Source organism: Pseudomonas sp. SJZ103 (assembly GCF_007828335.1).
In the GTDB taxonomy this organism is placed as follows: Bacteria; Pseudomonadota; Gammaproteobacteria; order Pseudomonadales; family Pseudomonadaceae; genus Aquipseudomonas.
The window spans coordinates 179,940-192,122 of the sequence record NZ_VIUN01000013.1 but is presented as its reverse complement, the minus strand read 5'-3'; the positions used below and the strand labels follow the sequence as shown (position 1 = coordinate 192,122).

Genomic DNA, 12,183 nt, shown 5'->3' with positions numbered 1-12,183 from the left:
GATTTACGCATATCCAAACACCTCAGATTTGGGCGCTATCATAGCGCCCGATTGAAGTGTCCAAAATCATTAGGCCAGTTCAGCTTGCCCCCGATTGCAGTGTGTCAGTCACCTCATCTGTAGCTGACACATCGCTATCGGGGGCAAGCCCCCTCCCACATGGGTCCTGTGGTGTTTGTTAAACCTTGAACTGATCCATGAGTTTCATCTGCTGGCTGGCCAAGGCATTGAGCTGGCTGCTGATGGCCGCCGACTCGGTGGCCTGGCCGGTGAGGGTTTCGGTCACGGTGCGGATCGCCGAGACGTTGCGGTTGACCTCTTCGGCCACGGCACTTTGCTGCTCGGCGGCGCTGGCGATTTGCAGGTTCATGTCGCTGATCACCGTCACTGCGTCACTGATCTTGCCCAAGGCCTGTACGGCTTGATGGATCTGCCCGGCATTGCTCTGGGCCTGGCTTTGGCTGGAGTGCATGGTCGCCACCACCCCTCGGGTACCGCTCTGGATGCGTTCGATCACCAGGCGGATTTCCTCCACCGAGTCCTGGGTGCGCTTGGCCAGGTTGCGCACTTCGTCGGCCACCACCGCAAATCCCCGGCCGCTTTCCCCGGCGCGTGCGGCTTCAATTGCTGCGTTGAGCGCCAGCAGGTTGGTCTGCTCGGCAATGCTGCGGATCACTTCCAGGACTGAACCGATTTGTTCGCTGTTGACCGCCAGGGCTTCGACTTCGCCCACGGCCTTGCTGACTTCTTCGGCGAGGGTGGTGATGTCGCGGGTGCTCTGTTCGATGATCGACATGCCTTCACGCGCCGACTGGTCGGCGCCGCGTGCCGCGCTGGCGGCATTGGAGGCACTGTTGGCGACCTCGTGGGCGGTGGCGCTCATTTCGTTGGACGCCGTGGCCACCTGGTCGATTTCGCGGAACTGCACCTGCATGCCTTCGCTGGTCTGGCGCGCGATGGCCGAGGACTGGTCAGCCGTGCCACGCGCTTCGGTGATGCTTTGCTTGATCTGGGCGATGGTCGGTTGCAGCTTGTCGAGGAAACGGTTGAACCAGTTCACCAATTCGCCCAGCTCATCCTTCTTGGCGTAGGCCAGGCGCTGGGTGAGGTCGCCGTCGCCGCTGGCGATGTCCTTGAGCATGGCGGCGACGCTGTTGATCGGACGAGTCACACCGGTGGCGGTGAGCCAGATCAGCAGCAAACCGAGCAGGCCGGCAGCGGCACCGACCAGCAGGGCCTTGAGGGTGCCGCTGGCTTGGGCTGCGTCGAGCACGCCTTGAAGTTTCATGCTGTCGGCAAGCATCACGTGTTTGGGCAGTTTGATCACTACACCCCAGGCTTTGGCATCGGCGATGGGCTTGACCGGGTAAACCGCGTAGATGGTGTCGCCTTGTTCGCGGTTGACATAGCTGCCACTGGCGAGCAGTTGCACGATCTCCTTGCCTTCTGCACCGAGGGTGTCGACCAGGTTTTTCCCAACCTTGGCGGGCTCGCCACTGTAGGCAGCAATCAGGCCGTTGCTGGAAATGATCTCCAGGTGTGCAGCGCCGTTGAACAACTCTTTTTGCGCGGCGTCCGTGCTGGCTTGCAGGGTGTTGAGGGCGATATCGACACCGACCACGCCGATGACTTTACCGTCCACGATCATCGGCAAGGAGATGGTGGTCATCAGTACCGGTGTGCCGGTCACTGTGTCTTCATATGGGTCCAGCAGGCAGGTGCTTCGGGTGTCCCGGGGGCAGGTGTACCAAATGTTGTAGGGCGTTCCGCTGAGGTTGAGCGTGGTCTTGGTCAGGTCTTCCTCGACCATGATGGTGTTCAAGGCTTCACCCCCGACGCGGTTCCAGTAGCTGGAGAAACGGCCTTTTTCGTTGGATGCGCGGGACTTGTCATTGGCGAACTCGCTGTCCTTGCCGTCCAGGCCATTGGGCTCGAACGCCAGCCAGATGCCCAGCACTTTGCTGTTGCGTTCGAAGGTGGTTTTCAGGCTCTGGTTGAGTTCTTCACGCAAGGCGCCGGGGTCCAGCGAGCGCTTGGTGGCGAGGTTGCGCAGGTCTTTGACCTGATCGGCGATGGCCGTGATCACGGTAAGATTTTCGCCAAAGGTTTTCTGCAGCAGCACGGCTTGCTCCGCTGCCTTGGCTTGCAGCAGGTTCTGCACGCTGCTGGTGAGCATTCGCGAGCTTGAATCGCTGATCAGATGGTCGTTCTGGTTGGTTTCGTAAAGGTTGATGCTGATGATCAACGCTATTACGCCCAGCAGACATAGCCCGGACAGCAGCACGATTTTCAAACGTATGGAGAGGGTGTCGAACATAGGTTCACTCGCGAATGGGCGTGTGGAAATGCATGCAATCCAGGGCCAAGTCCATTCAGCGCTATGTCTGAAACATCGGCGTAACAAATCAATTCATGAGAGATAGGCGATGGGCGGTAGGAAAACACCTACAGCCAGCGTCACACGGGCTGTGCGAGTCGTTCGGGGCGTGACCAGATCCACAGGTTGCCCAGGCTCATCCCGGCAATCGCCAGGTAGATCGGCCAGCCGTGGTCGAGCATTAGCAGCATCAGGATGGCGCACAGCAGCATGCTCACGGTGGCGCTGACCTTGGCCCGACGCGCGATGATCCTGCCGTTGCGCCAGTTGAACAGGATCGGTCCGAACAGGCGGTGGTTTTCCAACCAGGCACTGAGGCGCGGCGAACTTTTGGTCGCGGCCCAGGCGGCCAGGAGGATGAATTCGGTGGTGGGCAAACCCGGCACCACAATCGCCACCAGCCCGATGCCCAGGCTGACGTAGGCCAGCAGGCCGAAGAGGATCTGTGCGATTTTCGAGGTGGATTGGGGTTTGCCGGTCATGGTGAAGCTTTTCTTGGAGGAAGGTTTACAAAAAGTCCGAACTTAAATGCGATCAAAATGTGGGAGGGGGCTTGCCCCCGATGGCAGTGCATCAGTCAACAAATAGGTCACTGACCCACCGCCATCGGGGGCAAGCCCCCTCCCACAGTTGATTGCATTTCAATGTGGGCGATCAGGCCAGTTCAGGGGCGCTAGCGTACGCCTGTTCCAGCAGCACGGTGAAGCGCACAAACGCATCCACCGCGCCTTTTTCCGCTGCGGCTTCTTCTTCGGCGCTCAACTCCAGGGCGTCGAGGGTGCGGGTGAAGCTTTTCCAGCCTTCGGCGCGACCACCGGCGGGCTCACCCAGGTGGCGGGCACCGAAGGTTTCGCTCAGGCCCAGGCCTACCGCGCGCTTGATCAGGAACGCAGCGCCCAGTTTGGAACCTTCGGATACGAACAACCAGCCCAGGGCTTCGGCCTTGCTCGGGTTCTTCAGTGCGCCCGCGACCGGGGCAGGCACTTCGGTATCCAGGTCTGCCAGGTCCAGCCTGGCGGCTTCGGCGCGGCACCGTTCGGCCAGGTCAGGCACGATCTTGATCAGTTCGGCATCGTTGTACAGGGGCACCAGTTCCGACTGGAACAGGTACTGCGCCACCACGAAACGCGCGAAGTTGGCCTGGGTTTCGAACGGGGCGTGGGCCTTGACCAGTGCATCCAGCTTGGTGTGCGGCTCGTGGGTGATCTGGTTCAGGCGCTGGGAGCGCAGGCTTGGGCGTTCTGCGGTAGGAGAAGCGGTCATGAAAAAGTCCTTGAGAAGGGGAGCGCCTTGTTGCCCTTAAAGAGAGCTGTTATCAACTAGACGAACAAGAAGACGCGGCACAGTAAAAAATCCTCACCTCGCCGCTGAAATTTCGACGAGGTGAGGGAAGCTTTGTCAGATGTCCCAGATCACGTTGATCGCAAAGTTGCGGCCCGGCTGGGTCAGGCGGTCGAGGTTGGCCGGTCCGGTCACAGCGGCTTCTCCGACACTGTCGTAGCTGCGCACGTCATCCCAGTTCCAGTACTTCTTGTCGGTGAGGTTGTAGAGGCCGCCGTTGATGGTCACGTCGTTGGTGACTTTGTAGAAGGCGGTCAGGTCGATAACACCGAACCCTGGGGTCTTGAAGGGGCCGCTGGTGTCGCCGTCCGGCGCGTGGAAGGTAGTGCTGTCGACGCGATCCTGCTTTTTCACCAGGGTCCAGCTCAACAGGCCACCGTAGTTGTCCTGATCGTAGCCCAGGCCGAAGACGCCCTTGAGCGGGTTGACGCTGTTCAGCGGCTCGCCGTTATCGTCGTTGCGGCCGTAGGCATAGGACACCGAACCCTGGGTGTAGAGGCCTTGCGGGGCGCCGAATGGATCCAGGTTCAGGCGCCCTTTGGCCTCTGCTCCCTTGATGGTGGCGCGCTTGATATTGACGGCCTGGAACTGTTCGACGGTGCCGCCGACGACGGCGTTGTCTTCGTCGATAAAGTCGCGGTACTTGTTGTAAAACACGGCGATCTCGAAGGAGCCTTCGTCGAACTTGCCGCGAATCCCGGTTTCGATGCCTTTGCTGGTTTCTGGCTTGAGGTCGGGGTTCGGCTCGACGGTGTAGCCCAGGTTCAGGTTTTCGAAGCGGCCGTACAGCGCCTTGGCCGATGGCGTACGGAAACCTTCGGCATATTGGCCGAACCAGGTGTATTGATCCGTCAGGGCGTAAGTCAGGCCGAACTTGGGGGTCACACGGTGCCAGGTTTTTTCCCTGTCGCTCACCGGGTCCGCACCTGTCGGGTTGACGGTGTTGAGGAACTCCTGGGTCAGCTTGGGTTTGAGCTGGGTGTAGTCGTAGCGCACGGCGGGCAGGAAGGTCCATTTGTCCCAGGTGATCTGGTCCTGTGCGAACAGCGAATACGTGTTGATGGTCGGGTCGGGGAAGTCGCTGGACTTCTTCACGCTGTCAGTGGCAATCGGGCTGGGCGCGCCGATGGCGGTGCAACCGCTGCCGACGGCCACACAGGTCGCGCCGCCCTCGCGCGAGCCTGTGACTTTCTGCTGCTTGAGGGTGGTGCCATAGGTCACTTGGTGATCGGTTTCACCGAGGCTGAACGCTTTGTCCAATTGCGCATCGAAAATCCACTGTTTTTCCTGGTACAGCGTGTCGCGGGTGCGCAGGACACGACGACCTGACTGATAGATCTCGGCAGTGGTCTGGTCGGTCTTGGCGATCTGGTAATTGAGGCTGGTCTTGATCCGGTCGGCAATCGGCGACTCAAGGGCGAAGCTGTTTTCCAGGCCGAAACGTTCACGGGTAATGGTGTCGTTACCACGACGATCTCGGTAGAGGTTGAAGCCTCGGCCGCCGATGAACGGGCCGCCCACCGCGTTCTTCAGGTTGACGTCGCGATCATCCTTGTACTTTTCATAGGTCAGGCCCAGGCGGTTGTCATCGCCATAGTTCCAGCCGAGCTTGGCCAGCACGTTGGTGGTGCGCGCATCCTCGGGGTTGGCGCCGGTACGGGCCAGGCCGGTGGCGTTGTTGCCGTCGTAGGACTCGGTCTCATGGCCATTGCGCTGGCTCAGGTGCAGCAAACCATCGAAGTCCTGCACGCGGCCGGCGACGGTGCCGGAGGTGAGCCAGCTTTCATCGGCGGAGCTGTAGCCGGTCTTCAGGCGTGCGCCGACGTCCTGGCCGGGCTTGATGATGTCGTCCGGGTCGAGGGTGAAGTAACTCACGGCGCCGCCGATGGCGCTGCTGCCGTACAGCGCCGAGGCCGGGCCGCGCAGGATCTCGACGCGCTTGACGATCTCCGGGTCGACGTAGTTGCGGCGGGTCTTGGCGTAGGGGCCGTTGAAGAAGTTGTCGGGCACTTCCACACCGTCCACCTGGGTGAGGATACGGTCGCCGTCGATACCGCGGATGTTGAACCCGGCATTGCCGGCACGGGTGCCAGCGCCGCCCACCGAGACGCCGGGCTCGTAGCGCACCAGTTCGCGGATGTTGTTGACGTTCAGGCGGTCCAGCTCTTGGCGATCCTGCACGCTGACGGTGCTCGGTACGCTGTTCACATCCTGTTCGTTACGGGTGGCGCTGATGGTCACCTGTTGCAGGTTGAGAGTGCTGCCCGCCGTGCGCTTTTCCAGGACGATGTTGTTATTGCCCAGCTTGCGGTAGCTCAGGTTGGTCCCCACCAACAGCCGGTCCAGGGCTTTCTCCGGCGACAGGGCGCCGCGCACGCCAGGGGACGACACGCCCTGGCCCAGCTCGGCGGGCAGGCCGACTTGCCAACCGGTCACGCTGGTAAAGGCGTTCAGCGCCGAGACCAGCGGCTGTTGCTCGATGCTGAAGCTGTAGTTGCCGTGGCTGCGGGCGGCAGGTTCGGTGGCCGTCGCGGCCATCACTGGCGAACCGGCCAGCAGGATGGCGGCGGTCAGCAACGACAGCACGGGCGAGGAGGACCGGCGGTTAAAACGAGAGGACATCGAGAGCGCTCCGGAAGGTACGAATCTTATAGTTGCGAACCGAACCAAATAGGAATCAGTTGCATTGGCTAAGACGAGACGTACCGTCGAGGGCTATCGAGTAAAAATAATTCTCATTTAGTTGAGGATGACCAGCGCAGGGTATTCCGACAACTTCGCTGAGGTGATGTGGGCCAGGGAGCGCACCACGTCCAGGGGTTGGTCGAGGCGGTAATTGCCGGTGACGGCAACGCTGGCGAGCTTGTCGTTGGTGTTGACGATCCAGCCGGGGTAGTAACGACGCAGCTCGGCGAGCACTTCGCTCATCGGGCAGTTTTCGAAAATCAGCCGGCCTTGGACCCAGGCCAGATCCTTGTTGGCATCCAGCCTGGCCGGTTGGCCAAAGCCCTTGGGCCCGATGCGGATGCTTTCGCCCGCGCTCAGGCGTACGCGGGCATCGTCGACGGTGTTGCTCAGGTCGACATCGCCGCGCTGCACCTGCACCTGGGCTTCGCCGTTGAGGTAGCGCACGGCGAAGGCGGTATCCCGCACGCTGGCGCGCACGGGGCCGGCGTCGATTTCCAGGGGCAGGCCATGGCCGGGCATGATTTCGAAAAAGGCCTCGCCCTGGTACAGGCGGACGATGCGCTGGTGGTCCTTGATGCTGCTGGAAAACGCCGAATTGGTGTTCAGCAACACTTTCGATCCATCGTCCAATTGCAGGCGCTGGCGTTCGCCCACCACCGTGAGATGGTCGGCTTGCAGGCGCACCGGCAGGTTGCTGAAGCTGAACAGGCCGATCAACAGCACGGCGGCGGTGGCCAGCGGCTTCCAGTGCGGCTTGATCCGGCGCCAGCCGCTGGGCTTGCGCGGCGCGGCCAGGGCGACGGCGGCGCTGTGCACCGGCGCGCCACCCCAGGCGGCCTGAGCCTTGCCGAACGCGTGGACGTGGGCGGGGTCTTGGGCCAGCCAGGCTTCAAACTCGGCCTGCTGCCCAGGCGCTGGACACTGCAAGGCGATCAGCCAGTCGAGGGCTTGGTCCATAGCCGTGTCTTGCAACACCTCATGAGCCAGCTCATGGGGGCGCAGTTTATTCGGGTCCGTCACGGTGTTCCTCGGGTCTTCGCCACGTTCTATTCATCTTTCCTACAGCTTGGGTCCACTCTTCTGTCGGCTGAAGCTTAAGGCTGATCCAGTCTTTCGGCCACACCTACGCAAATAGCCATGATCAGTTTCAGTTCCTTTTGCACGGTGCTCAAGGACACGTCCAACTGATCGGCGATCTCCTGGTAACTGCAACCGTGCAGGCGGCTGAGGATGAAAATCTGCTGCTGGCGCGCGCTCAACTGGCCGAGGCTGATGCTCAGGTGCTCAAGCAATTGCTCGGCCTGGGTTGCGTCTTCGGGGGTGCTGGTGGGGGCGGCGACGCTTTGCAGGATGTCCAGCGGTACATCTTCCTGCAGCGTGCGCGCCTGAATCCTGCGCGAACGCAAGTGATCCAGCGCCAGGTTACGCGCGGTTTGGTAGACGAAGGGTTCGAGGTGATCGATCGGCCGCTCGCTGAGGGCTCGGGTGACGCGCAAGTAGGTTTCCTGCAACAGGTCCTCGGCGGTGCTGTGGTTATTCACCATCCGCTGCAAGGTGCGTAGCAGAATCACCCGTTGGGTGAGAAAGACTTGGTTGAAGCGAGATTGGCTCACAGTGATACCAGACCGATTTGCAGTTAATGATAATGCTTATCATCAACTCAAATGGCAAGTGGCTATTTCTCTGGGTCTACATAGAACAAATGTGGGGGGAGGGCAGTGCGACGATTCGACTGGCCCCTCCCACAGGACCGCATTATTCGGCGTTGCACAGCGCCAGGCAGTTATCCAGCATGCGGTTCGAGAAGCCCCACTCGTTGTCATACCAGGCCAGTACTTTCAGCAACTTGCCGCTGACCTTGGTGTGGTTGGCGTCGAAGATCGACGACAGCGGGTTGTGGTTGAAGTCACTGGAAACCAGCGGCAGGGTGTTGTAACCGAGGATCTTCGAGTGCTGGCTGGCTTCTTTGAGCAGCGCGTTGACTTCATCGGCAGTGGCTTCTTTCTTCAGCTGCACGGTGAGGTCCACCAGCGACACGTTGATCACCGGCACACGCACGGCCATGCCGGTCAGCTTGCCTGCCAGTTCCGGCAGTACAAGGCCGACCGCTTCGGCAGCGCCGGTCTTGCTCGGGATCATGTTCTGGGTGGCCGAGCGCGCGCGGTACGGGTCGGTGTGGTAGACGTCGGTCAGGTTCTGGTCGTTGGTGTAGGCATGAATCGTGGTCATCAAGCCGCTTTCGATGCCCAGCTCACGGTGCAGCACCTGGGCAACCGGCGCCAGGCAGTTGGTGGTGCACGACGCGTTGGAGATGATCTGGTGGGATTGACGCAGGATGTCGTGGTTCACGCCGTAGACCACGGTCGCGTCCGCGCCTTTGGCCGGTGCGGAGATGATCACCTTGCGTGCACCAGCGCTAATATGGGCGGCAGCCTTGTCACGGTCGGTGAACAGGCCGGTGCATTCGAACACCACGTCGATCTTGTGCGCCGCCCACGGCAGGTCGGCCGGGTTGCGAATGGCGCTGACGGCAATCCGGTCACCATTGACGGTCAGGCTTTCCTGATCGTGGGCGACCTCTGCATCGAAAGTGCCATGCACGGTGTCGTATTTAAGCAGGTGGGCGTTGATCGAGCTGTCGCCCAAATCATTGATGGCGACGATCTGCAAATCCTGGCGATAGCCTTGGGTATACAGTGCGCGCAGGACATTACGGCCGATACGGCCAAAACCATTGATTGCGATACGAAGAGTCATTGGAAAGTGCCTGTCGTCGATTTGTTGTAAGAATTACAAGATTATTCGCATAAAAATAGAAAACAAGCCTTTTTAGTGGCAATATTTTGTTCAATCTACAACGAGTGACCTGAATCAACTGGTCCGATGATCCAAACGACTCTCTGCCATCCCATGAGCTGCGGGCGTTTGATCAGCATAGACACTCAGGTCGCCACATCCGTTAGCCTGGAGTTCTACACATGCATCCCCGCGTCCTTGAGGTCACCGAACGGCTTATCGCCCGCAGCCGCGCCACTCGTGAGGCTTACCTTGCGCTCATTCGCGGCGCAGCCAGCGACGGTCCGATGCGCGGCAAGCTGCAATGCGCCAACTTCGCCCATGGCGTGGCCGGTTGCGGCACCGAAGATAAAAATAGCCTGCGCATGATGAACGCCGCCAACGTGGCAATTGTTTCGTCATATAACGACATGCTCTCGGCGCATCAGCCGTACGAACATTTTCCTGAACAGATCAAGAAAGCCCTGCGCGAAGTCGGCTCGGTCGGTCAGTTCGCCGGCGGCACCCCCGCCATGTGCGACGGCGTGACCCAAGGCGAGCCCGGCATGGAGCTGAGCCTGCTTAGCCGTGAAGTCATCGCCATGTCCACGGCGGTAGCGCTGTCCCACAACATGTTCGACGCCGCGCTGATGCTGGGCATCTGCGACAAGATCGTGCCAGGCCTGATGATGGGCGCGCTGCGCTACGGCCACCTGCCGATGATCTTCGTACCCGGCGGGCCGATGCCGTCGGGCATCTCCAACAAGCAGAAGGCCGACGTGCGCCAGCGCTACGCCGAAGGCAAGGCCAGCCGCGAAGAGCTGCTGGAATCGGAGATGAAGTCCTACCACAGCCCCGGCACCTGCACGTTCTACGGCACCGCCAACACTAACCAATTGCTGATGGAAGTGATGGGCCTGCACTTGCCGGGCGCCTCGTTCGTCAACCCGTACACGCCGCTGCGTGACGCCCTGACCCGCGAAGCCGCGCACCAGGTCACGCGCCTGACCAAGGCCAACGGCAACTTCACGCCGATCGGCGAGATCGTCGATGAGAAATCCATCGTCAACGCCATCGTTGCGCTCAACGCTACGGGCGGCTCCACCAACCACACCCTGCACATGCCGGCCATCGCCATGTCGGCGGGCATCATCCTCACTTGGGACGACATGGCCGACCTCTCCGAGGTGGTGCCGACCCTGTCCCACGTGTATCCAAACGGCAAGGCCGACATCAACCACTTCCAGGCGGCGGGCGGCATGTCGTTCCTGATTCGCGAGCTGCTCGAAGCCGGCCTGCTTCACGATGACGTCAATACCGTGGCCGGCAAGGGCCTGAGCCGCTACGTCCAGGAACCGTTCCTGGTCGATGGCGAGCTGGTCTGGCGCGACGGCCCGATCGAAAGCCTCGACGAAACCATCCTGCGCCCCGTGGCGCGCGCGTTCTCGCCGGAAGGTGGCCTGCGTGTGATGGAAGGCAACCTCGGCCGGGGCGTGATGAAAGTTTCCGCCGTGGCCCCGGAGCACCAGATTGTCGAAGCACCGGCGGTGGTGTTCCAGGACCAGCAGGACCTGGCCGATGCGTTCAAGGCCGGCCAGCTGGAAAAAGACTTCGTCGCGGTCATGCGCTTCCAGGGCCCGCGCTCCAACGGCATGCCGGAACTGCACAAGATGACGCCGTTCCTCGGTGTGTTGCAGGACCGTGGCTTCAAAGTCGCACTGGTGACAGACGGGCGTATGTCCGGCGCGTCGGGTAAGATCCCCGCCGCGATTCACGTCAACCCCGAAGCCCAGAGCGGCGGGCCACTGGCACGGGTCAAAGATGGCGATATCATTCGCGTCGATGGCGTCAAAGGCACCTTGGAGCTTAAGGTGGACGCCGAAGAATTTGCAGCGCGCACGCCTGCCACGGGCCTGTTGGGCAATAACGTGGGGGCCGGTCGCGAGCTGTTTGCATTTATGCGCTTGGCCGCAAGCTCCGCAGAGCAGGGCGCCAGCGCCTTTACCTCTGCCTTGGAGACGCTTAAGTGAAGCTAGCGCTGGTCGGTGACATCGGGGGTACCAACGCCCGTTTTGCGTTGTGGCGAGATCAGGCACTGCATTCGATTCGGGTGCATGCCACGGCTGATCACCAAAGCCCTGAGGACGCGATCAAGGTCTATCTCAAGGAAGAAGGCCTGCAAATCGGCGACATCGGTGCGGTGTGCCTGTCCGTCGCCGGGCCGGTGAGCGGGGATGAATTTAAATTCACCAACAATCACTGGCGCCTGAGCAAGACTGCGTTTTGCCAGGCCTTGCAAGTGGATGAGCTGCTGCTGGTGAATGACTTCTCGGCCATGGCCCTGGGCATGACTCGCCTTAAATCCGACGAATTCCGCGTGGTCTGCGAAGGCACGCCGGAACCGTTGCGTCCGGCGGTGGTAATCGGTCCGGGCACCGGCCTGGGTGTCGGTACCCTGCTGGACCTCGGCGCAGGTCGTTACGCGGCGTTGCCAGGGGAGGGCGGCCACGTCGACCTGCCCCTGAGCAGCCCACGGGAAACCCAGCTGTGGCAGCATATCTACAACGAGATCGGCCACGTCAGCGCCGAAACGGCCTTGAGCGGTGGCGGTCTGCCGCGGCTGTACCGGGCGATTTGTGCGGTCGATGGCCACACACCGGTGCTCGACACGCCCGAAGCCATCACGGCGGCGGGCCTGGCCGGCGACCCGGTGGCCATGGAAGTGTTGGATCAATTCAGCATCTGGCTGGGCCGGGTAGCGGGCAACAATGTGCTGACCACCGGTGGACGCGGGGGGGTGTATATCGTGGGTGGGGTGATTCCGCGGTTTGCCGACTTTTTCATCAACAGCGGATTTGCCAAGAGCTTCAGTGACAAAGGCTGCATGAGCGACTACTTCAAAGGCATTCCGGTGTGGTTGGTGACCGCGCCGTATTCCGGGTTGACCGGGGCTGGCGTCGCATTGGAACAGGCGTTTGCCTGATCCGCATCACCTATAACAA

Annotated in this window: 8 protein-coding genes and 2 pseudogenes; 2 read left to right on the top strand and 8 right to left on the bottom strand. The window is 61.2% G+C overall.

All coding sequences use genetic code 11. The features are described from left to right. Positions 1 to 178: 178 nt before the first annotated feature. The 8 genes and pseudogenes from FBY10_RS32300 to gap form a co-directional block, all read right to left on the bottom strand. A pseudogene (locus FBY10_RS32300) lies at positions 179 to 709 on the bottom strand (methyl-accepting chemotaxis protein); the annotation flags it as partial. 375 nt (positions 710 to 1,084) lie between these two features. Continuing rightward, positions 1,085 to 2,176, bottom strand: a pseudogene (locus tag FBY10_RS32295) (chemotaxis protein); the annotation flags it as partial. Positions 2,177 to 2,457: 281 nt separating this feature from the next. Next, the gene (locus FBY10_RS24535) at positions 2,458 to 2,859 is read right to left on the bottom strand and encodes a YbaN family protein (RefSeq protein WP_145337846.1); all 402 of its coding nucleotides are present in this window, start codon (positions 2,857 to 2,859) and stop codon (positions 2,458 to 2,460) included. A 172-nt stretch (positions 2,860 to 3,031) separates the two neighbouring features. Beyond that, a complete protein-coding gene (locus FBY10_RS24530) occupies positions 3,032 to 3,640 on the bottom strand; it encodes a biliverdin-producing heme oxygenase (protein ID WP_131697927.1) in 609 nt (202 codons plus the stop codon). Positions 3,641 to 3,775: 135 nt separating this feature from the next. After that, complete coding sequence (locus FBY10_RS24525) at positions 3,776 to 6,340, bottom strand: TonB-dependent receptor (protein ID WP_145337847.1); 2,565 nt, start codon at positions 6,338 to 6,340, stop codon at positions 3,776 to 3,778. A gap of 117 nt (positions 6,341 to 6,457) precedes the next feature. Beyond that, positions 6,458 to 7,426: a FecR domain-containing protein gene (locus FBY10_RS24520; RefSeq protein WP_145337848.1), complete on the bottom strand. Its 969-nt coding sequence runs from the start codon at positions 7,424 to 7,426 to the stop codon at positions 6,458 to 6,460. Between the two features lie 74 nt (positions 7,427 to 7,500). Then, positions 7,501 to 8,019, bottom strand: a complete 519-nt coding sequence (locus tag FBY10_RS24515; protein ID WP_131697924.1) for an RNA polymerase sigma factor — start codon at positions 8,017 to 8,019, stop codon at positions 7,501 to 7,503. Between the two features lie 142 nt (positions 8,020 to 8,161). Then, positions 8,162 to 9,163: a type I glyceraldehyde-3-phosphate dehydrogenase gene (gap, locus tag FBY10_RS24510; RefSeq protein ID WP_145337849.1), complete on the bottom strand. Its 1,002-nt coding sequence runs from the start codon at positions 9,161 to 9,163 to the stop codon at positions 8,162 to 8,164. Positions 9,164 to 9,384: 221 nt separating this feature from the next. On the opposite strand from gap, the gene edd reads away from it, so the two are divergent. Further along, positions 9,385 to 11,211 carry a phosphogluconate dehydratase gene (gene edd, locus FBY10_RS24505; RefSeq protein ID WP_131697922.1) on the top strand — a complete coding sequence of 609 codons (1,827 nt, stop codon included), beginning with the start codon at positions 9,385 to 9,387 and terminating at the stop codon, positions 11,209 to 11,211. Continuing rightward, a complete protein-coding gene (locus tag FBY10_RS24500) occupies positions 11,208 to 12,164 on the top strand; it encodes a glucokinase (RefSeq protein WP_145337850.1) in 957 nt (318 codons plus the stop codon). The genes edd and FBY10_RS24500 overlap by 4 nt, the downstream gene beginning before the upstream one ends. The last annotated feature ends 19 nt before the right edge of the window (positions 12,165 to 12,183 follow it).